18 protein-coding genes are annotated in these 19,060 nt (G+C 71.2%); 8 read left to right on the top strand and 10 right to left on the bottom strand.

Annotated features, from left to right (window positions below):
• Positions 1 to 13 precede the first annotated feature (13 nt).
• Positions 14 to 1,063 (bottom strand): LacI family DNA-binding transcriptional regulator, encoded by a 1,050-nt coding sequence (locus ABT367_RS09635; protein WP_352251322.1) that lies wholly within the window; start codon positions 1,061 to 1,063, stop codon positions 14 to 16.
• Between the two features lie 102 nt (positions 1,064 to 1,165).
• Between ABT367_RS09635 and ABT367_RS09630 the strand changes: the two genes are divergently transcribed.
• The 3 genes from ABT367_RS09630 to ABT367_RS09620 all read left to right on the top strand — a co-directional run bounded on the left by ABT367_RS09630 (position 1,166) and on the right by ABT367_RS09620 (position 4,454).
• Positions 1,166 to 2,575 carry an amidase gene (locus tag ABT367_RS09630; RefSeq protein ID WP_352251320.1) on the top strand — a complete coding sequence of 470 codons (1,410 nt, stop codon included), beginning with the start codon at positions 1,166 to 1,168 and terminating at the stop codon, positions 2,573 to 2,575.
• 109 nt (positions 2,576 to 2,684) lie between these two features.
• Complete coding sequence (locus tag ABT367_RS09625; protein WP_199551131.1) at positions 2,685 to 2,888, top strand: hypothetical protein; 204 nt, start codon at positions 2,685 to 2,687, stop codon at positions 2,886 to 2,888.
• Between the two features lie 123 nt (positions 2,889 to 3,011).
• Entirely contained in the window at positions 3,012 to 4,454 is a 1,443-nt protein-coding gene (locus ABT367_RS09620) for a flotillin family protein (protein ID WP_352251318.1), read from the top strand.
• Positions 4,455 to 4,522: 68 nt separating this feature from the next.
• Here the strand turns inward: ABT367_RS09620 and ABT367_RS09615 are convergent, their stop codons facing one another.
• Complete coding sequence (locus tag ABT367_RS09615) at positions 4,523 to 5,584, bottom strand: glycosyl hydrolase family 18 protein (RefSeq protein WP_352251316.1); 1,062 nt, start codon at positions 5,582 to 5,584, stop codon at positions 4,523 to 4,525.
• A gap of 98 nt (positions 5,585 to 5,682) precedes the next feature.
• Here ABT367_RS09615 and ABT367_RS09610 point away from each other — a divergent pair, with 98 nt between their 5' ends.
• Positions 5,683 to 6,138: a type II toxin-antitoxin system PemK/MazF family toxin gene (locus ABT367_RS09610; RefSeq protein ID WP_352251314.1), complete on the top strand. Its 456-nt coding sequence runs from the start codon at positions 5,683 to 5,685 to the stop codon at positions 6,136 to 6,138.
• A 3-nt stretch (positions 6,139 to 6,141) separates the two neighbouring features.
• Here ABT367_RS09610 and ABT367_RS09605 read toward each other — a convergent pair whose 3' ends face one another.
• Both ABT367_RS09605 and ABT367_RS09600 read right to left on the bottom strand, forming a co-directional pair.
• Complete coding sequence (locus ABT367_RS09605; protein WP_352251312.1) at positions 6,142 to 6,960, bottom strand: TIGR02452 family protein; 819 nt, start codon at positions 6,958 to 6,960, stop codon at positions 6,142 to 6,144.
• Between the two features lie 119 nt (positions 6,961 to 7,079).
• Positions 7,080 to 8,348 carry an extracellular solute-binding protein gene (locus ABT367_RS09600; RefSeq protein WP_352251310.1) on the bottom strand — a complete coding sequence of 423 codons (1,269 nt, stop codon included), beginning with the start codon at positions 8,346 to 8,348 and terminating at the stop codon, positions 7,080 to 7,082.
• Positions 8,349 to 8,625: 277 nt separating this feature from the next.
• Between ABT367_RS09600 and ABT367_RS09595 the strand changes: the two genes are divergently transcribed.
• On the top strand, positions 8,626 to 8,841 hold the full coding sequence (locus ABT367_RS09595; protein ID WP_352251308.1) for a dodecin: 216 nt from the start codon (positions 8,626 to 8,628) through the stop codon (positions 8,839 to 8,841).
• 15 nt (positions 8,842 to 8,856) lie between these two features.
• Here ABT367_RS09595 and ABT367_RS09590 read toward each other — a convergent pair whose 3' ends face one another.
• On the bottom strand, positions 8,857 to 9,345 hold the full coding sequence (locus tag ABT367_RS09590; protein WP_352251306.1) for an LNS2 domain-containing protein: 489 nt from the start codon (positions 9,343 to 9,345) through the stop codon (positions 8,857 to 8,859).
• Between the two features lie 52 nt (positions 9,346 to 9,397).
• Between ABT367_RS09590 and ABT367_RS09585 the strand changes: the two genes are divergently transcribed.
• Positions 9,398 to 10,438, top strand: a complete 1,041-nt coding sequence (locus ABT367_RS09585; protein ID WP_352251304.1) for an MsnO8 family LLM class oxidoreductase — start codon at positions 9,398 to 9,400, stop codon at positions 10,436 to 10,438.
• 116 nt (positions 10,439 to 10,554) lie between these two features.
• A complete protein-coding gene (gene uvrA, locus ABT367_RS09580) occupies positions 10,555 to 12,918 on the top strand; it encodes an excinuclease ABC subunit UvrA (protein ID WP_352251302.1) in 2,364 nt (787 codons plus the stop codon).
• Between the two features lie 25 nt (positions 12,919 to 12,943).
• On the opposite strand, the gene ABT367_RS09575 is transcribed toward uvrA, so the two are convergent.
• Positions 12,944 to 13,987 carry a hypothetical protein gene (locus tag ABT367_RS09575; RefSeq protein ID WP_352251300.1) on the bottom strand — a complete coding sequence of 348 codons (1,044 nt, stop codon included), beginning with the start codon at positions 13,985 to 13,987 and terminating at the stop codon, positions 12,944 to 12,946.
• Positions 13,988 to 14,075: 88 nt separating this feature from the next.
• Positions 14,076 to 14,624, bottom strand: a complete 549-nt coding sequence (locus ABT367_RS09570) for a YceI family protein (protein ID WP_352251298.1) — start codon at positions 14,622 to 14,624, stop codon at positions 14,076 to 14,078.
• A 132-nt stretch (positions 14,625 to 14,756) separates the two neighbouring features.
• On the opposite strand from ABT367_RS09570, the gene ABT367_RS09565 reads away from it, so the two are divergent.
• The gene (locus tag ABT367_RS09565; protein ID WP_352251296.1) at positions 14,757 to 15,611 is read left to right on the top strand and encodes a helix-turn-helix transcriptional regulator; all 855 of its coding nucleotides are present in this window, start codon (positions 14,757 to 14,759) and stop codon (positions 15,609 to 15,611) included.
• Positions 15,612 to 15,617: 6 nt separating this feature from the next.
• Here ABT367_RS09565 and ABT367_RS09560 read toward each other — a convergent pair whose 3' ends face one another.
• The 3 genes from ABT367_RS09560 to ABT367_RS09550 are packed head-to-tail and all read right to left on the bottom strand — an operon-like array spanning position 15,618 to position 19,040.
• Positions 15,618 to 16,367: a succinate dehydrogenase/fumarate reductase iron-sulfur subunit gene (locus ABT367_RS09560; RefSeq protein ID WP_352251294.1), complete on the bottom strand. Its 750-nt coding sequence runs from the start codon at positions 16,365 to 16,367 to the stop codon at positions 15,618 to 15,620.
• A complete protein-coding gene (locus ABT367_RS09555; protein ID WP_352251292.1) occupies positions 16,364 to 18,313 on the bottom strand; it encodes a fumarate reductase/succinate dehydrogenase flavoprotein subunit in 1,950 nt (649 codons plus the stop codon). The genes ABT367_RS09560 and ABT367_RS09555 overlap by 4 nt, the downstream gene beginning before the upstream one ends.
• Position 18,314: 1 nt before the next feature.
• Complete coding sequence (locus tag ABT367_RS09550; RefSeq protein WP_352251290.1) at positions 18,315 to 19,040, bottom strand: succinate dehydrogenase; 726 nt, start codon at positions 19,038 to 19,040, stop codon at positions 18,315 to 18,317.
• Positions 19,041 to 19,060: the final 20 nt, after the last annotated feature.

Below are 19,060 nucleotides of genomic sequence, written 5' to 3'. Positions count from 1 at the left end.
GGCGCGGGCGCGCTCAGCTCGACTCCCGCACCACCATCGAAGCGGCCAGCAGATCGTGTACCTCGGGTTCGGCGCCCGGAGCGCGCACGACGCGGTCGACCAGTTCGGCGAGCAGCTGACCGGAGGGCATCTCCAGACGGACGGTGCTGAGCCGCGGGCGGATGAGCTTGCCGAGCAGCAGATCGTCCGCGCCGATCACGGAGGTCTCCTCGGGTACGGCGATGCCCGCGTCCTGCAAGGCGCGCATCAGGAGCATCGCGTACTCGTCGTTGTACGCGAACACCGCGTCCAGGCCCGACTCCCGCCAGCGCGCGGCCAGTTCGGCCGCCGACTCCTCCGTGTAGGCGAGCGGCAGCGGTACGACCTCCGCGCCGGCCGGTTCGGCCGCCGCCCGCACACCCGCGAGGCGCGGTTCGGAGAACACCTGCAGCCCGGTCTCCTCGGGCACCACGACGCCGATACGGCGCCGGCCGCGCTCCACCAGATGCGCACCCGCGCAGTGCCCGACCTCGCGATGGTCCATGAGCAGCGCATGCGCACCCTCGACCCGCTCGGGCCCCAGCGTGACCACGGCCTTGGCGCCGGCCCGCTTGAGGACCTCGACCTGCCCCGGCTCCAGCGTGCCCGGCACGAACACGGCCACCGGCCGCAGTTCCGCCCAGGCCCGGGCGGCCTCGTCGCCGCCCATGCCGACGCTGCCGTACTGGACGACGGTGTAGTCGAGCCGGCGCAGCGCCCAGTGCAGCTCGTACTGGAAGTGGCTGAACAGCGGCCCGACCGGGACGTGCGACGCGGGCATCAGGACCATGCGCGAGTGCCCGGCGCGCAGACTGCGCGCGGCGGCGTGCGGCACATAGCCGAGCTCTTCGGCCGCGGCGCGGACGCGATGGCGGGTGGGTTCGCTGATGCGTACGGAGGAGGTGTTGTTCAGGACGTACGAGACCGTCGCACGTGACACACCGGCGAGCCGGGCCACATCGGCGCTGGTCGGTACCGGCCGTGGCCCCTGCGCTTCCCCGCTCTCGATGGGCGGCTGTCCCGCCTGCTTCGGAATCTGCACCATGACGTGCCGCATCCTTCCAGACGGCTTTGCGGCACCCCTTACCGCACACCCTTACCAGCCGGTAACGTGCCGCCGTACCCGCAGCCGATCCCGAGGTGGCCCATGACACCCGCCCGCAGCGCAGGCCTGGCCGAGACCGCACGGGCGCTGGCCGACGGCGAGGCCTCTTCCGTCACGCTCGTCGAGGAGAGTCTCGCCCGGATCGAGGCCACCCAGTCCTCGCTCAACGCGTTCCGCCGGGTACGGGCCGAGGCCGCACTCGCCGAGGCGCACGACGCCGACCGGCGTCTCGCGGACGGTGAGCGGCTGCCGTTGCTCGGGGTGCCGGTCGCGGTGAAGGACGACATGGACGTGGCCGGGGAGCCGACCGCGTTCGGGTGCCGGGGTGACTTTCCCGCCAAGGAGCGGGACGCGGAGGCGGTACGGCGGTTGCGGGCGGCCGGGGCCGTGATCGTGGGCAAGGCCAACACCTGCGAGCTCGGTCAGTGGCCGTTCACCGAGGGACCGGCGTTCGGCAACACCCGCAATCCGTGGGACACCGGGCGCACGCCGGGCGGTTCGTCGGGTGGTTCCGCGGCCGCCGTCGCCGCGGGTCTGGTGCCGGCCGCGCTCGGCTCGGACGGTGCGGGATCGGTGCGGATTCCGGCCGCGTGGACGCATCTCGTCGGGATCAAGCCGCAGCGCGGCCGGATCTCCTCCTGGCCGGACGCCGAGGCCTTCCAGGGCATCACCGTCAACGGCACCCTGGCCCGCACCGTCGCGGACGCGGCGCTGCTGCTCGACTGCGCGAGCGGCAGCCACGAGGGCGACCTGCACAAGCCGCCCGCGATACGGGCCGCCGCTGCGGCCGGGCGTGAGCCCGGGCGGCTGCGGATCGCGCTGTCCCTGAAGATGCCGTTCACGGGCACACCCAAGCGGCTGCACCCGGACGTACGGAAGGCCGTGACCGCGCTCGCCGAGCGGCTGGCGGGGCTGGGCCACACGGTCGAGGCCGCGGATCCCTCGTACGGGCGGATCGGTCTCACCTTCGTGCCGCGCGGCACCGCGGGGATCGCCGAGTGGGTGGAGCGGGTGCCGGATCCGTCCCTGCTGGATCCGCGCACTCTCGAGGCGGCCCGGCTCGGGCGGCTGCTGAGCGGGGCGCCGCTGCGGGCCGCGCGCAAGGCGGAGGCCCGGCTGCACCGGCGGGTGGGCGCGCTCTTCTCGACGTACGACGTGATCCTGGCGCCGACGACCGCCACCGGACCGCCGAGGATCGACACCATCGCGCGGATGAACGGGCCCCGCACCGACCAGGCGATGATCGCGGCCTGCCCGTACGCATGGACCTGGAACGTCCTCGGCTGGCCGGGGGTGAACGTGCCCGCCGGCTTCGGCTCCGACGGTCTGCCGCTCGGGGCGCAGCTGCTCGGACCGGCGAACAGCGAACCGCTGCTGATCTCACTGGCGGCGCAACTGGAGCACGAGCTGAAGTGGTACGAGCAGTGGCCCGGCGAAGGGACCACCGCCTGACCACCGGGCGCGGGGCGGGCCCGTGAACACCGGCGGAGCGGCGGGCGCGTGAACGCCCCTCCGGAAAGGCCCAGTTGAGACGTACAGTGAACGCGTGGACGATGTGTCGATGGTGGGCCTGACGGGACGGGTGACCGGCACGGTCGGGCCCGGACTCGTCGGCGAGGTGATCGTGCGGATCCGTGGCGGCGCCGAGCACTTCCTCGCGTATCCCGCCTCGGCGAAGGACCGGATTGACACCGGGACGGTGGTGATGGTCGTCGAGTACCAGCCACCGCGGACCGTCTATGTCCAGGCGGCATACGGCACTTGACGGGCCGGCGTGGCCTCTCGTCAGGATCGCAACAAGAAGACCTGGGTGCCTTCACCCCTGCCTCGACCGGCAGGACACTCCCCACACGGCGTCGAACGGCGCCGTGGACAAGGGGGGTTGCCGATGGCTGTCGGCATCATCGTGGGGCTCGCGATCGGCGGTCTGATCGTCGTCGTGGGTCTGTTCAAGGCCATGTGGCGGGTCGCCGAACCCAATGAGGCACTGGTCATCTCCGGTTCGAAGCACCGTACCGAGGGTCTCGGCGAAGGCATGGGGTTCCGGATCGTCACCGGGCGGGGCACGCTCGTCATGCCGGGCGTGCAGGCCGTACGACGGCTCTCGCTCGATCTGAACGAGACCGAACTGTCCGTGGACTGCGTCACCCACCAGGGCATTCCGCTGAAGGTCCGCGGCGTGGTGATCTTCAAGGTGGGTGACGACTTCGTGTCGATCGCCAACGCGGCCCGGCGTTTCCTCGACCAGCAGCGGCTGATGGCGGAACGCGTGCACAACGTGTTCGCGGGCCATCTGCGGTCCATCGTGGGCGGGTTGACGGTGGAGGACATGATCCGCGACCGGGACAAGCTGACGGGGCAGACCAGGGCCGCGTGCGGGACGGAGATGGAGAAGCTGGGTCTGATCGTGGACTCGCTGCAGATCCATGAGATCGAGGACCCGACGGGCTACATCCAGAACCTCGCGATGCCGCATGCGGCGGCCGTCCAGCGGGACGCGCGGATCGCGCAGGCGGAGGCCAACCGGCGGGCCACCGAGGCCGAGCAGCAGGCGCAGGCGCGGATGGCGGAGGCCACCCGGGACAGCGAGATCCTGCAGGCCGGCTACAAGGCCGAACGGGACCGGGCGAGCGCCGAGTCGGCGCAGGCGGGTCCGCTCGCCGAGGCGGCCTCACGGCAGGAGGTCGTGGTGCAGGAGACGCGGGTCGCCGAGCTGGAGGCACGGCGCAGGGAGCAGCAGCTCCAGGCGGACGTCCGCAAACCCGCGGACGCCAGGGCCTATGAGACCCGCACGATCGCCGAGGCCGAGCGCGACGCCCGGGTCTCGGCCGCCGAGGCACAGGCCAAGGAGACCGAACTCGCCAGTGCCGCCGACGCCTCGGCGACCCGTGTGACCGGTCAGGCGGACGCCGCCGCGGCCGAGGCACGCGGTCTCGCGGCGGCCGCGGCCGTACGGGCCAGGGGTCTGGCCGAGGCCGACGCGATCAAGGCGCGTGCGGACGCGCTCGCCACGAACCAGGAGGCGGTGATCGCCCAGCAACTCGCCGAGAACTGGCCGGAGATCGTCCGGGCGGGTGCGGGTGCCTTCGACTCGGTGGACAACATGGTGGTGCTCAACGGGGCGGACGGGATGAGCGACCTGCTCGCGAAGGCGCTCACCATGGGCGGCACCGGGCTCGGCCTCGCCCGGCAGCTGATGTCCGCGATGAACGGGAACGGGCAGGTGAACGGGGACGGCCGTCCCGGCGGCCTCGTCAACGGGAGCGTGCCGGCCCAGCAGCCCGCGGCGGAACCGGTCGCCCTGGACGAGGAGGCGAAGAAGGCGGACTGACCCCGCCCGCACGGCCGTTGGCCCGGGCTCACCCCCGGGGCCAATGACCGGCACAGCCTGGCCCGGGCTCACCCCCGGGCCAGCGTCCGCCACAGTGCGGGGTCCTCGAAGTTCAGCGCCCACAGCGCCGTATGGCGCACCCCGTACTTGCGCAGCACCGGCAGATGCGCCGCGGTGCCGCGCGCGTCCTGGTACCAGACGACGCGGCGCTGCTTGCCTTCCGTGTACGAGAAGTGCGGAGTCTTCGACTCCGGGTCCAGGTGATAGCGGGCGCCCTTCCTGCGCCGCAACTCCTCCGCGGACTGCCAGGTGACGGCGCGGGCGCGGGTCCGCTTGCCGGTGGCCGCCCAGTCCCAGCCGAACGCGGGCAGGGCCATCTCGATCTTCGCCCGGGGCACGAGGCGTGTGGCGTGCTTCAGGATGTCCTCGTACCAGTCGGGCGAGGAGAGCGGCCCGGGTTTCCCGCCGGCCCAGTGCAGGTTGTACGCCATGATCCGCAGCCGGTCGCTCGCGGCACCGAGCCGCCGGTAGTCCCAGATCCGGCCGTTTCCACGGGCCTGCGGGGAGACCGTGGTGATGCACTGCTTGCGCTCGGCATGCAGCCGCCGGCACAGGACCGTGATGAACTCGGCGTATCCGGCGCGCACTTGTGTGTAGGCGTCGTCCGGGCTGGGCGCGTGGGTCTCGTAGTCGATGTCGAGCCCGTCGTACGCACGGCTGCGCACGGTCGTCATCAGCGCCTCGATATGACGGGCGCGGCGCTTCGGGTCGGTGACGAGGGCGGCGAGCCGGCCGGGGCCGAGGCGTTCGTGCACCGTGGGCACCACCTTGATCCCGGCCTTGTGCAGTCCGTCGATCACCCGTTTGTCGCCCGCGCCCATGTGGGGTGCGACCCGGCCGTCGTCCTTCGCCTCGTACCAGAACGGGCTGACGGTGTGCAGCTGGTCCCGGTGGCGCAGGGCGGTGCGGTACGCGGACTCCTGGTCCCAGTACGGCAGCCAGCCGGAGACGGTGCGCGGCGCCGGCGCCGCCTCCTGGTCGGCGCCGGACGGGTCGGCGACGTCCGGGTGGGGTGCGGCGGCGACGGTGAGGGCGAGGGCTGCGGCGACGATGACGCTACGGACTGACATGGGGCGAGCCTGCGGTTCCTGCCGGGTCCCCGCGCTGCGGGCTGCTCCGGACAGGCCCTAACGTGACCCCACCGGAGCGTATGGAGGGTGGAGCAGGGATGACGGAGCAGCAGGCGGCCGGGCAGGCCTTGGTACCGGGCCGCGGCGGACCGCATGCGACGGCCGAGGCCGAGCCGCACGAGGTGGGTGCCGTCCACATGGAGTACGCGCCCGCGCACGACGGCGACCCCGATCCCGGGGAGATCGTGTGGACCTGGGTGCCCTACGAGGAGAACGACGGCCGCGGCAAGGACCGTCCGGTCCTGATCGTGGCCCGGGAGGCGGCCGGCACCTTGCTCGGCATCCAGCTGTCCAGCAAGCGGCACGACCACGACCGCGAGTGGGTCGCACTCGGCAGCGGGCCCTGGGACAGCTCGGGCCGTGACTCCTGGGTGGATCTGGACCGGGTCCTGCGCATCCACGAACGCGGCATGCGCCGCGAGGCGTGTGCGCTTGACCGGGGGCGGTTCAACCTGGTGACGCTGAAACTGCGCGAGCGGTACGGGTGGAGCTGACGCCTACGCAGCCGGGAAGGCGTGCTCGAAGGCCGCGCGGGTCGCGCCCTGGCGGTCGAGCACGCCGAACACCACACGACTGAAGTGCCCGGCGAAGCGCCCTTCGCCCGTGAGCAACGCGTGGAAGGCACCGGCCACTTGGGCCGGATCGTTCTGGAACACACCGCAGCCCCAGGCCCCGAGGACCAGGTGCCGGTAGCCGTGCGCGACGGCCGTCTCCAGGACGCGTTCGGCACGAGCAGCGAGCACCGGCCCGATGCGGTCCGCCTCGTCGGGCCGGCTGCGGCGTATCACTCCCGCGTTGGGGGCGGGTGAGGTCAGAAAGCCGACGTCATACGGCTCTTCGAGCAGCCGGCCGCTGTCGTCGCGGAACACCGGGACGGCGGGCGCGTGGATGACCCGGTCCGTGTAGAAGGCGTCGCGGTGGGCGCGGTGGTGCTCGTAGAACTCGGGGACCTCGCGCAGACAGGTGTACAGGGCGGAGGCGCGGCACAGCGCCTCCTCCTGGGCCTGGGCCCCGTTGAGGAAGCCGCCGCCGGGATTGCGGGCGGAGGCGAAGTTGAGGACGGCCACGGGCTCGCGGACCTCACCCACGAGTCGGCGGGCCGCCTGCGTGCTGCCTTCCGGGGTGACTTCGAAGACGGTCGCGTGGGTGGCGTCGACCGTGCATGCCACCGGGCCGGGCCCGTGCAGCCGCGTACCGGAGCGGGCGGCCGCGATCCGGGCCGCGAGATCGACCGTGCGTCCGCCGGATGCGGTGTACTTGCCCGCTTCGACGATGGCCTCGGTCGCCTTGGCGAGCTGGCGCAGGCGTGCGCTCATGATGGAAATCCCCCGTGGTGGTGCGGTGTTGCCTCCCCCGCATCCTGCTGGGGCGGCGGTCGCCCGGGCAACGGATTTCTTCCGCCGCCCGTCGAATCCGCCCGTCGTATCCGCCCGCCCTACTCCCCTCGTGCGTCCAGCATCTCCGTGATCTGCCGGGAAGCCTTGCGCGCCGCCGGCGCCGGATCCGCGCCGGTCAGGACGTCCGTCATATAGCGCTTGATCGGATTGTTGGCCTCCACGGCCGCCCAGAGCGGGGAGTTGGGGGTCGCGCGGCCGCGGACCGCACCCGCGGCCATCGCGGCGACGCCCGGCTTCCCGTCCACCACCGAGGCGAGCGTGGTCTTGTTGGGGACATAGTCCATCGTCGTGGCGAGTTCCTTCTGCCAGCGTTCGCCGGCCAGCGCCTTGACCACGTTCAGCGCCGCCCACTCCTGGTCGGTGCGCTCGGGGATGACGAGGTCGGAACCGCCGGTGAACACCCGGCCCGGCCGGCCCGCCTGCTTGCCGGGCACGGGGAAATAGCCGATCTTCCCGGCGAGTTCGGGGTTGGCCTCCTCGATCAGCTTCGCCGCGCCCGGCACGGTGACGATCTGCGCGACCTGCCCCTTGGCGAATACGTCGGTCTGCGGCGGCGTCTGCTCGTCCGCGTCCTTCGGCCCCTGGCCGAGCGCCTGGAGACGCGCGTAGAAATCCATTCCGGCCAGCGCCTCGGGGCTGTCCAGGGCTCCCCTCCACACGCCGTCCTCGTCCACCGCGAGCTCGCCGCCCTCCTCCCAGATGAACCCGGCGAGCGTGTACCAGTCCTGGCCGGCGAGGTAGATCCCCTGCCGGGAGCCCGAGTTGAGCTGCTCCGTCTGCCTGAGCCACTCCTCACGGTCCCGGGGCGGCTTCTTGATGCCCGCGGCGGCGAACAGGTCCTTGTTGTAGAGGACGACGCGGTTCGCCGCGTACCAGGGGATGCCGAACTGGGCCCCGTCGACGGAACCGGGCTCGGCGAGACCCTCCAGCCAGTTCTCCCTCCCCAGGTCACGCGCCGACTCCAGGGACAGATCGAGCACCCCGCCCTGGTCGACGTACTGCGCCACCTGCGTATTGCCGACCTCGATCACATCGGGTGCGCTCGCCTCGTCGCTCTCCAGGGCCTTGTTGACCTTGTCGACGATGCCCGTCCACTCCTGGATCCGTATGTCCAGGTCCACGTCACCGTGTTCGGCCTCGTACTCCTGCTCGAACTTCTTCAGGAAACCTTTCGTGGCGCTGTTCTGCATCAGCCACACCGTGACCGTTTCGCGCTCCTGCGACCCTCCGAGCGACATGCTGCCGCAGCCCGTGAGCGCGGTCAGTGTCAGGACGGACAAGGGCAGAGCGAGGGTGCGGTGCTTCACGCGGCTCACCTTCAGTGCAGGGACATGGAGGAGGGCCCGACGTGGGGGTAAGCGGCTTCGACGCTTGTACGGGTGTGGCCCTGGAGTTTGGTGTGTACCAATGCGTCGGTCAAGGGGCTGACGTTCGAATTCTCACTACGTGACACGGCGCGTTCTCAGCACGTGACACGGCGCCGGTGCCGTATGCGGCCCGGCCTGCGTCCGCCGTATCGCGCGGCCGGGCCGCATACGGCACCGTGGAGTGACCGAGTGACCACCCGAAAGGAGTGCGACCGCCATGTCGGACCACACGTACCGGGTCACGGAGATCGTCGGCACCTCGACCGAGGGCGTCGACCAGGCCATCCGCAACGGGATCGCGCGCGCCGGACAGACCCTCAGGGCTCTGGACTGGTTCGAGGTGACCCAGGTGCGCGGCCATATCGAGAACGGCGAGATCGCCCACTTCCAGGTGGGTCTGAAGGTCGGCTTCCGCCTGGAGGACGGCGAGTAGCGGGTTCCCTCGGACCTACGTGCGGCCCTCGGTCTCCTGCGCTTCCTTCAGTGCCTGCGAGGAAGCGGCCCAGCGGGCCCGTACGACCCTGAAACCGGCGCGTTCCGCGGCGTCGCACACGAGCTCGTCGTCGTCCACGAGCATCCGCACCTCACGGCCGCGGGCCAGCCTGCGCAGCACCTCCAGTTTGGTGATGCGGGCCGGCCTGCGGTCGCTGTCGCGCCGCATGTGCATCCGCCCCTCGGGCAGTCCGTGCCGGGCGAGCCACTCCTCGGTGTCCGCGCGGCAGCGCTCCGGGCGGCCTGTGAGGTACTGGATCTCGCACTCCTCGGCGCTCTTCAGGACCAGCTCGATGCCCCGCGCGAGGGGCGGGTCCTGGGGCGCCGCGGCGAAGAATCCGGTCCAGTCGCGGGGCTTGCGCTCCAGGAAGCGCTGCCGGTGTGCGGTGTCGGCGAGGGTGTTGTCCAGGTCGAACACGGCGACCGGGCGGCGAACGGCGTCCATGGCACCCACCCTAACCAGGGAATCCTGAGCGCTCCCGGGTGTTGTACGGGACGTGACTTCCGCCGACGCAGCCTCAGTTCTCGCACGGACCCGTTTCTCCGTGCTCGACCGCTCCCGTACGCGCACGGGCCAGGATCCCGCGCGGTCGCTGCGGGACACGGTGCGGTTCGCGCAGGACGTGGAGGCGCTCGGCGCGTTCCATCGTTTCTGGGTGTCCGAACACCACAGCGTGCCCGGTGTCGCGGGTTCGGCACCGACCGTGCTCGCCGCGGCGGTGGCGGCGGCGACCTCCGCGATCCGGGTGGGCACGGGCGGCGTCATGCTGCCGAATCATCAACCCCTGGTCGTGGCCGAGCAGTTCGGGGTCCTGGACGCGCTGTTCCCCGGCCGGATCGACATGGGTCTCGGCCGCAGCGTCGGCTTCACGGGCGGGGTGCGCAAGGCGCTGGGGCACGACAAGGACGACGCGGAGGACTTCGCCGGGCAGCTGGAGGTGCTGCTCGGCTATCTCACGGGTACGCAGACCGCCCACCCCCAGGTCCACGCGTATCCGGCGGAGGGCCGGCGGATCCCGCCGTTCGTCCTGGCCATGGGCGAGGGCGCACAGATCGCGGCGGACGCCGGGCTGCCGCTGGTGATCGGGGACCTGCGGGGGCGCTCGCGGATGGCGGAGGCGATCGGGCGCTACCGGGACGGATTCAAGCCGTCGGTGTGGGCGGACGAGCCGTATGTGGTGATCGCGGGCGAGGTGGCGGTCGCAGAGACCACGGAGGCCGCGCGGCGGTTGCTGATCCCGGAGGCGTGGTCGATGGCGTACTCGCGTACCCGTGGCATCTTCCCGGCGCTGGAGCCGGTCGAGGAGACCCTCGCGCGGGACATGACCGCCAAGGAGCGCGAGCTGTTCGAATCGGGGCTGCAGGGGAAGCTGTACGGCACGGAGCCCGAGGTGTCGGCGGCGCTGGCGGATGTGATCACGGCTTCGGGCGCGGACGAGGTGCTGGTGACGACGTCGACGTACGACAGGGCCGAGCTCCTGGACTCGTTCGTCCGGCTGGGGCGTATCTCCGGCCCCCACCCGCCGGCCCGCATATGACCGCAAGGCCACACCCTCCCGACATGACCGCACGCCCACACCCTCCCGACATGACCGCACGCCCACACCCTCCCGACCTGGGACAATAGGGCCAGCCCACCCCAGGAGCACCCCGCATGCAGGCCCCCCACATCCGTATCCGCGGCGCCCGTGAACACAACCTCCGAGCCGTCGACGTCGACATCCCCCGCGATCGGCTGGTCGTCTTCACCGGCGTATCCGGTTCGGGAAAGTCCTCCCTCGCGTTCGGCACCGTGTACGCCGAGGCCCAGCGCCGCTACTTCGAGTCGGTCGCCCCGTACGCCCGCCGACTGATCCACCAGATCGGCGCCCCGAAGGTCGGCGAGATCACCGGCCTGCCCCCGGCGGTCTCCCTCCAGCAGCGCCGTACGACGCCCACCTCTCGCTCCAGCGTGGGCACCGTCACCACCCTGTCCAACTCGCTGCGCATGCTCTTCTCGCGCGCGGGCGCCTACCCGCCGGGCGCCGAACGGCTCGACTCCGACGCCTTCTCGCCGAACACCGCCGCCGGCGCCTGCCCCGCGTGTCACGGCCTGGGCCGCGTCCACCGCACCACCGAGGCGCTGCTCGTCCCCGATCCCGCGCTGTCGATCCGCGAGGGCGCGATCGCCGCGTGGCCGGGTGCGTGGCAGGGCAAGAACCTGCGCGACATCCTGGACGCGCTCGGCCATGACGTGGACCGGCCGTGGCGGGAACTGAAGCAGGAGGACCGCGACTGGATCCTGTTCACGGACGAGCAGCCGGTCGTCACGGTGCATCCGGTGCGGGAGGCCGAGCGCATCCAACGCCCTTACCAGGGCACGTACATGAGCGCCCGGCGCTATGTGATGAAGACCTTCGCCGAGTCGAAGAGCCAGACCCTGCGCACCAAGGCCGAACGCTTCCTCGAGAGCACCCCTTGCGAGAGCTGCGGCGGAAGCCGGCTGCGGCCCGAAGCGCTCGCCGTGACCTTCGCCGGCCGCACGATCGCCGACCTTGCGGCGCTCCCTCTCGACCGGCTGGCCACCCTGCTGGCCGGGGCCCACGGCGGCGAGACCGTCGAGGTGCTCACCGCGGACCTGCTGGCCCGGATCGCAGTGGTCACCGAACTCGGCCTCGGCTATCTCAGCCTGGACCGGTCCACCCCCACCCTGTCCGCCGGTGAACTCCAACGCCTGCGTCTGGCGACGCAGTTGCGCTCGGGCCTGTTCGGTGTCGTCTACGTCCTCGACGAACCGTCGGCGGGGCTGCACCCCGCGGACACCGAGGCGCTGCTCACGGTGCTGCGCCGCCTGAAGGCCGCGGGGAACTCGGTGTTCGTCGTCGAGCACCACCTCGATGTCGTACGCGAGGCGGACTGGCTGGTCGACGTGGGCCCCGGCGCGGGCGAGCACGGTGGACGGGTGCTGCACAGCGGACCGGTCGCGGATCTGGAAAGGGTCGCCGAGTCGGCGACGGCGCGCTGTCTGTTCGCCCGCGAAGGCGCTCCGGTACGTGAACTCCGTACCCCCAAGGGCTGGTTGAAGCTCACCGGCGTCGAGCGGCACAATCTGCGCGGTGTCGACGCCGAGTTCCCGCTCGGGGTGTTCACCGCCGTCACCGGGGTCTCCGGTTCCGGCAAGTCCACCCTGGTCGGCGGCGCCCTCGCACCGCTCCTCGAGGGCGAGCCGGGCCCCGGGCGGATCGACGGCGCGGTGGACCGTGTCGTACAGGTCGACCAGCGGCCCATCGGCCGGACCCCGCGTTCCAACCTGGCCACGTACACCGGGCTCTTCGATGTCGTACGGAAGGTCTTCGCGGACTCGGACGAGGCGCGGGCGCGCGGCTACAAGGCGGGACGCTTCTCCTTCAATGTGCCGGGCGGACGGTGCGAGACCTGCCAGGGCGAGGGCTTCGTCTCGGTGGAGCTGCTGTTCCTGCCCAGTACGTACTCACCCTGCCCGGACTGCCAGGGCGCCCGCTACAACCCCGAGACGCTGCAGGTGACCTACCGCGGCCGTTCCATCGCCGAGGTGCTCGACCTGTCCGTGGAGGCGGCAGCCGAGTTCCTCGCGGAGATCCCCGCCGCCGAACGGTCGCTGCGGACTCTGCTCGATGTGGGTCTCGGGCATCTGCGCCTCGGACAGCCCGCGACGGAGCTGTCCGGCGGTGAGGCCCAGCGGATCAAGCTGGCGACGGAGCTGCAGCGCACGCGGCGCGGCCACACCCTGTACCTCCTGGACGAGCCGACGACCGGACTGCACCCGGCCGATGTGGAGGTGCTGATGCGGCAGTTGCACGGGCTCGTTGAGGCCGGGCACACCGTGGTCGTGGTCGAGCACGACATGGATGTGGTCGCGGGTGCGGACTGGGTGATCGACCTGGGGCCCGGCGGCGGCGCGGACGGCGGGCGGATCGTGGCGGCCGGGCCGCCGGCCGAGGTGGCGAGGACGGCGGGAAGCCGGACCGCCCCGTATCTGGCGGCCCGGCTGGGAAGTTGATTCCCCGTTCCGCGGCGAGGGGACGTCAGACCGCAGCTCCGGGCGACTTCGCCGGCGCCAACCGGGCGAACCAGCGGGCCGTCTCCTCGCCGGTGAGGACACGGTCCAGGACCAGATCGCCCTTCATGCCGGGGAAGAACCGCCCGGCCGGCCACCCGCGCTGATACGGCGGCGGATCGAGCACCACCAGACGCGCGCCGTCGACGACGGGTATGTCGACCGGCGCGCCCTCGTTCCAGATCCAACTGCCGTCCGCGGCGACCAGGTTGAAGGAGCCGGTGGTCGGCACCTGTCCGGGCGCGTCCCGGCACACGGCCGCCTCCTGCGCCGAGGGGACGTACGCGTCCACATGTCCGCCGCCCGCGAGGACATGGGCGAGCAGCGTGTGCAGCTGGAAGTTGTCGCCGATACCGCTCATGCGCAGCGCATAGCCCCTGCCGCTCGCACGGTCCAAGGCGACGAGCGGTTCCTCGTCGAGGACCGTCAGTGCGTACGTGAGGCACTTGAAGTCGTGTCCGGAGGCCTTCTCGACAGGGCGCAGCAAGGTGAGCACCTCGCCGCGCAGGGCCGGGTCGAGCGAGGTGCGCACGCCCGAGTGGTTGAGCATGGCCACCGAGGCCATCTCCCACTGCCGCAGCGTCCACCAGGCCATGGCGGCCTGCGGGCCGACCCGTTCGAGCAAGGCGTCGTCCACGTCGGAGCTCTCCGGGTCGGGCAGCTCGCCGCCCCCGGTCGCCGCCCACCGCTCGCAGAACTCGCCCGCCCCGCGCACGGCGTCGAGGAGCCCCTCGAAGACGGCGGGCGCGCACGGCCCGGTATCGGCGCCGCGCTCCACACAGGCGCCCACGATCACGGCCACCGTGCCGCGCGGCCCTGGCGGAACGTCCATGAGCAGGGCGGCCAGGCGGGCGCCCGCCACCCGGACTTCCTGTTCCCCGGCTCCCCCGAAGTGCTCGTGCAGGGCGCCGAACGCCCGCTCCGCACCGCCGGCATCCTGCCCGCGCACGGCGGCCTCGAAGTCCGATACGGCTTCGAGCAGCCGCCCCCGCCCCTTGTGATAAAAGATCATGCCGCGCAGCGTAGCGACGGCCACCGACAACGACGCGGGCGGGCCGGGACCGGCGTCCCCTCCGGTCCCGACCCGCCCTCCCCAGGCTCTACTTGGGGGCGATGAACTGCACGTCGAGGTGAATCTTCACGACCTCGCCGAGCAGCCCCGGCGCGAAGGTCAGCCCGTACTCGCTGCGCCGGATCTCTCCCGTCGCCTCGAACCCGGCGTGCTTGCTGCCGTCCATCGGCACGTCCACGACCCCGCCGAACTCCACGGCGAAGGTGACGGGCCGGGTGACGTCGCCGATGGTCAGCTCGCCCTCCATCGTCCAGTCCTCTCCGGCGCCCGCGAGCCGCGTCGAGCGGAAGCTCATGGTGGGGCGGCTGGCCACATCGAGGAGATCCGAGGCGCGGACGTGCGCGTCACGGTCCGCGTTGCCCGTGTTGACGGAGGCGAGCTCCACCGTCGCGGTGACGGAGGAGTCGGCGAGGGTCTCGCCGACGACCAGGGAGGCGTCGAGCTTGTCGAAGCGGCCGCGCACCTTGGAGATGCCGAGGTGGCGGATGGTGAAGCCGACCGCGGAGTGGAACGGGTCGAAGGCCCAGCGGCCGGCCGTGAGCGGAAGGGCAGTGGTGGCAGTGGTCTCTGAAGTCATGGCCCCACCGTGCCGGTCCGCAAGGGACACAGGGAGGCCGAGCCCAGGCTGGTAGTGGCAGGGCCACCCTGCGGCGCAGGCGGGTAGTGACAGGGCCACCCTCCGGAGCCCCACCCCTCGTACGATCGACGGATGACCGACAACGCACTCGGCGCCTTCCTGCGTGCCCGCCGCGAGGCCGTCACCCCGGCCGAGGTCGGGCTGCCCGAAGGCTCGCGCCGCCGCACGCCCGGGCTGCGCCGCTCCGAGCTGGCGATGCTCGCGGACATCAGCGTGGAGTATCTGGCCCGCCTGGAGCAGGGCCGGGACCGCCATCCGTCACCGCAGGTGCTCGGGGCGCTCTGCGACGCGCTGCGGATGCCACTGGAGGAGCGGCTGCATCTGCGCAATCTCCTGAAGGCGGAGGAGGGCCACTTCCTGTGCGCGGTCGCGCCACGGCCGCAGCGCGAAGTCCGGCCGACGGTAAGGGCGTTGCTCGACCGGATGGAGCCCACACCGGCCGTCGTGCTCAACTGGCTCGGTGAGATCGCCGCGTACACCGTGGGTTACGCGCGCCTGGCGCGACCGCTCGGCATCCTCGACAACGAAACACCCAGCATGCCCCGCTACGTCCTGACCGACCCCCGCGCCAGGACCGGCTTCCCCGACTGGGAGCGGGCCGCCGACGAGCAGGTGGAGACGCTGCGCTTCGGCATCTCCAAGGGCGATCCGGAGACGGCGGAGCTCGCGCGGGAGCTGACGATCACCGTCGGTGCCCCCTTCACCGACCGCATCTCCGCACCGGCCCGTGTCGCCCGCCGCAGCGGCACCACGACGTGGGTCCACCCGGAGGCGGGCGAGCTGCGGCTCTCGTACGAGGTACTGGAACTCCCCGAGGGCGACGGCCAGCGCATGATCGTCCACCTGCCCGCCGACGAGACCACCTCCACGGCCCTCGACCGGCTCAACGGGCTCCGGCCGGGGACCTTGCGGGCTGTCGGGGACTGAACCGGCTCAGCGCTTGGCGGCCTTGCGGTTCGCCCGCAGCCACTCCTTGTTCATGGCGGCGATCGACGGCAGCGGGATCCCCTTCGGGCAGGCCGTAGCGCACTCCCCGGTGAGCGTGCAGCCGCCGAAGCCCTCCTCGTCCATCTGCCCGACCATGTCGAGCACCCGGGTCTCGCGCTCGGGAGAGCCCTGCGGCAGCACGTTGAGGTGGTTGACCTTGGCCGAAGTGAACAGCATCGCCGATCCGTTGGGGCAGGCCGCGACACAGGCGCCGCAGCCGATGCACTCGGCGTGCTCGAACGCGAAGTCCGCGTCCGGCTTCGGTACGGGGGTGGCGTGCGCCTCGGGCGCGGCGCCGGTCGGTGCGGTGATGTAGCCGCCGGCCTGGATGATCCGGTCGAAGGCCGAGCGGTCCACGACCAGGTCCTTGACCACGGGGAACGCGGAGGCCCGCCAAGGCTCGATGTCGATGGTGTCGCCGTCGCTGAACGACCGCATGTGCAGCTGGCAGGTGGTGGTGCGCTCGGGTCCGTGCGCATCGCCGTTGATCACCAGCGAGCAGGCGCCGCAGATCCCCTCGCGGCAGTCGTGGTCGAAGGCGACGGGGTCCTCGCCCTTGAGGATGAGCTCCTCGTTGAGCGTGTCGAGCATCTCCAGGAACGACATGTCCTGGGAGATTCCGTCCACTTCGTAGGTGGACATCGCGCCGTCGGCGCCGGCGTTCTTCTGCCGCCAGACGCGCAGGGTGAGCTTCATGCGTAGCTCCGCTGAGTGGGGTGGACGTACTCGAAGTGCAGTTCTTCCTTGTGGAGTACGGGGGAAGCGCCCGTGTCGGTGAACTCCCAGGCCGCCGCGTACGAGAACTCCTCGTCCTTGCGCTCGGCCTCGCCGTCCGATGTCTGCGACTCCTCACGGAAGTGGCCGCCGCAGGACTCGGCGCGGTGCAGTGCGTCGAGGCACATCAGCTCGGCGAGTTCGAGGTAGTCGACGATGCGGTTGGCCTTCTCCAGGGACTGGTTGAACTCCTCGCCCGCGCCCGGGACCTTGATCCGCCGCCAGAACTCCTCACGGATCTGCGGGATGCGCTCCAAGGCCTTGCGCAGCCCCGTCTCGGTGCGGGCCATGCCGCAGAACTCCCACATCAGCTCGCCGAGTTCACGGTGGAAGGAGTCCGGGGTGCGGTCGCCGTCGACCGACAGGAGGAGGTTGAGGCGGTCCTCGGTCTCGGCCATGACCTCCTGGACCACCGGGTGTTCAGGTCCCACCGGCTCGCTGAACGAGGTGCGCGCCAGGTAGTCGTTGATCGTGGACGGCAGCACGAAGTAGCCGTCGGCCAGGCCCTGCATCAGCGCGGAGGCGCCGAGGCGGTTCGCGCCGTGGTCGGAGAAGTTGGCCTCGCCGATCGCGAACAGGCCCGGGACCGTGGTCGCCAGGTCGTAGTCCACCCACAGGCCGCCCATCGTGTAGTGCACGGCGGGATAGATCCGCATCGGCACCTCGTACGGGTTCTCCGCGGTGATCCGCTCGTACATGTCGAAGAGGTTGCCGTACTTCTCCTCGACCTTGGCGCGGCCCATCCGCTTGATCGCGTCGGCGAAGTCCAGGTACACGCCCTGGCCGCCGGGGCCCACTCCCCTGCCCTCGTCGCATACGTTCTTCGCGGCGCGCGAGGCGATGTCGCGCGGCACCAGGTTGCCGAAGGACGGGTAGATGCGCTCCAGGTAGTAGTCGCGCTCGTCCTCGGGGATCTCGTTGGCGGGGCGGGTGTCGCCCTGTGCCTTGGGCACCCAGATCCGGCCGTCGTTGCGCAGCGACTCGCTCATCAGCGTCAGCTTCGACTGGTGCTCGCCGGTGCGCGGGATGCAGGTCGGGTGGATCTGCGTGAAACAGGGGTTGGCGAAGTACGCGCCACGGCGGTGGGCCCGCCAGATCGCCGTCGCGTTGGAGTTCATGGCGTTCGTCGACAGGTAGAAGACGTTGCCGTAACCGCCGCTCGCGAGGACCACCGCATCCGCGAAATATGTGTCGATCCTGCCGGTGATCAGGTCGCGGGCCACGATGCCGCGGGCCCGCCCGTCCACGACGATCAGGTCCAGCATCTCCGTACGGGCGTGCAACTCCACGTTCCCCGCGGCGATTTGGCGCGACAGCGCCTGGTAGGCGCCGAGCAGCAGCTGCTGGCCCGTCTGGCCGCGGGCGTAGAAGGTGCGGGAGACCTGGACGCCGCCGAAGGAGCGGGTGTCGAGCAGGCCGCCGTACTCGCGGGCGAAGGGCACGCCCTGCGCCACGCACTGGTCGATGATCTCGACGGAGATCTGCGCGAGACGGTGCACGTTGGACTCGCGGGCGCGGAAGTCACCGCCCTTGACGGTGTCGTAGAAGAGCCGGTGGATCGAGTCGCCGTCGTTGCGGTAGTTCTTCGCCGCGTTGATACCGCCCTGGGCGGCGATCGAGTGGGCGCGGCGCGGGGAGTCCTGGAAGCAGAACTGGACGACGTGGTAGCCCTGTTCGGCGAGCGTCGCGCCCGCCGAGCCGCCGGCGAGGCCGGTGCCGACGACGATCACGGTGTGCTTGCGGCGGTTGGCCGGGTTGACCAGCTTGGCCTCGAAGCGGCGCTTGTCCCAGCGCTCGGCCACCGGTCCCTCGGGCGCCTTGGTGTCGACGACCGGATCGCCGGTCACGTACTCGGCAAAGTTGTTCATGTCAGCTCACCACTCCGGTCATGACGGCGACGGGGACCGAGACGAAGCCCAGCGTCAGCACGAGGGCAAGGGTGTTGGCGATCAGCTTGAGCAGGCGTTCACGGCGGGCGTTGCCCACGCCGAGGGTCTGCGCGGCGCTCCAGAAGCCGTGCCGTACGTGCAGGCCGACCGCGCTCACGGCGACGATGTAGATGACGTTGCCGTACCAGGTCGAGAAGGTGTCGATGAGGTTCTGGTACGGGTGCAGGTGCTCGAACTCGCCCGGGTGCACGGTGCCCGTGGTCAGGTCGAGAATGTGCCACACGATGAACAGGGCGAGGATGATCCCGCCCCAGCGCATGGTGCGGGTCGCGTAACTCGCGCGCTTCCTCTTGTGCACGTACTTCTGCGGGCGCGCCTTGATGTCGCGCCGGCTCAGCTGGTACGCGGACACGGCGTGCGCGACGACCGCGGCGACCAGCACGATACGGACGAGCCACAGCGCCCACTCGTGGTGCAGCACCGGCTCACCCATGGTGCGCAGGAACCGTGCGTAGGCGTTCATCTCGTCGGGACCGAAGAAGACCTTGAGATTGCCGATCATGTGCGCGACGAGATAGCCGAGCATGATCAGGCCGCTCACGGCCATCACGGTCTTCTTGCCGATCGTCGAGTCCCACAGGGAGCGTGCCGGGGACGGTCGTTTACCCGGGGCGGTGCCTTTGACGGGCCGCGTTGCCAGAGCCATGGAGATGACGGTAGGGGCCA

It is taken from the genome of Streptomyces mesophilus (genome assembly GCF_040300965.1).
Lineage (GTDB): Bacteria > Actinomycetota > Actinomycetes > Streptomycetales > Streptomycetaceae > Streptomyces > Streptomyces mesophilus_A.
Note: the sequence above shows the minus strand (reverse complement) of the source record. Positions and strands in the feature narration are given on the sequence as shown.

What these genes read in the sequence shown, in the direction of transcription:
- ABT367_RS09635 (WP_352251322.1), bottom strand. Translation starts at nt 1,063, where the DNA reads ATGGTGCAGATTCCGAAGCAGGCGGGACAGCCGCCCATCGAGAGCGGG.
- ABT367_RS09630 (WP_352251320.1), top strand. Translation starts at nt 1,166, where the DNA reads ATGACACCCGCCCGCAGCGCAGGCCTGGCCGAGACCGCACGGGCGCTG.
- ABT367_RS09625 (WP_199551131.1), top strand. Translation starts at nt 2,685, where the DNA reads ATGGTGGGCCTGACGGGACGGGTGACCGGCACGGTCGGGCCCGGACTC.
- ABT367_RS09620 (WP_352251318.1), top strand. Translation starts at nt 3,012, where the DNA reads ATGGCTGTCGGCATCATCGTGGGGCTCGCGATCGGCGGTCTGATCGTC.
- ABT367_RS09615 (WP_352251316.1), bottom strand. Translation starts at nt 5,584, where the DNA reads ATGTCAGTCCGTAGCGTCATCGTCGCCGCAGCCCTCGCCCTCACCGTC.
- ABT367_RS09610 (WP_352251314.1), top strand. Translation starts at nt 5,683, where the DNA reads ATGACGGAGCAGCAGGCGGCCGGGCAGGCCTTGGTACCGGGCCGCGGC.
- ABT367_RS09605 (WP_352251312.1), bottom strand. Translation starts at nt 6,960, where the DNA reads ATGAGCGCACGCCTGCGCCAGCTCGCCAAGGCGACCGAGGCCATCGTC.
- ABT367_RS09595 (WP_352251308.1), top strand. Translation starts at nt 8,626, where the DNA reads ATGTCGGACCACACGTACCGGGTCACGGAGATCGTCGGCACCTCGACC.
- ABT367_RS09590 (WP_352251306.1), bottom strand. Translation starts at nt 9,345, where the DNA reads ATGGACGCCGTTCGCCGCCCGGTCGCCGTGTTCGACCTGGACAACACC.
- uvrA (WP_352251302.1), top strand. Translation starts at nt 10,555, where the DNA reads ATGCAGGCCCCCCACATCCGTATCCGCGGCGCCCGTGAACACAACCTC.
- ABT367_RS09575 (WP_352251300.1), bottom strand. Translation starts at nt 13,987, where the DNA reads ATGATCTTTTATCACAAGGGGCGGGGGCGGCTGCTCGAAGCCGTATCG.
- ABT367_RS09570 (WP_352251298.1), bottom strand. Translation starts at nt 14,624, where the DNA reads ATGACTTCAGAGACCACTGCCACCACTGCCCTTCCGCTCACGGCCGGC.
- ABT367_RS09565 (WP_352251296.1), top strand. Translation starts at nt 14,757, where the DNA reads ATGACCGACAACGCACTCGGCGCCTTCCTGCGTGCCCGCCGCGAGGCC.
- ABT367_RS09560 (WP_352251294.1), bottom strand. Translation starts at nt 16,367, where the DNA reads ATGAAGCTCACCCTGCGCGTCTGGCGGCAGAAGAACGCCGGCGCCGAC.
- ABT367_RS09555 (WP_352251292.1), bottom strand. Translation starts at nt 18,313, where the DNA reads ATGAACAACTTTGCCGAGTACGTGACCGGCGATCCGGTCGTCGACACC.
- ABT367_RS09550 (WP_352251290.1), bottom strand. Translation starts at nt 19,040, where the DNA reads ATGGCTCTGGCAACGCGGCCCGTCAAAGGCACCGCCCCGGGTAAACGA.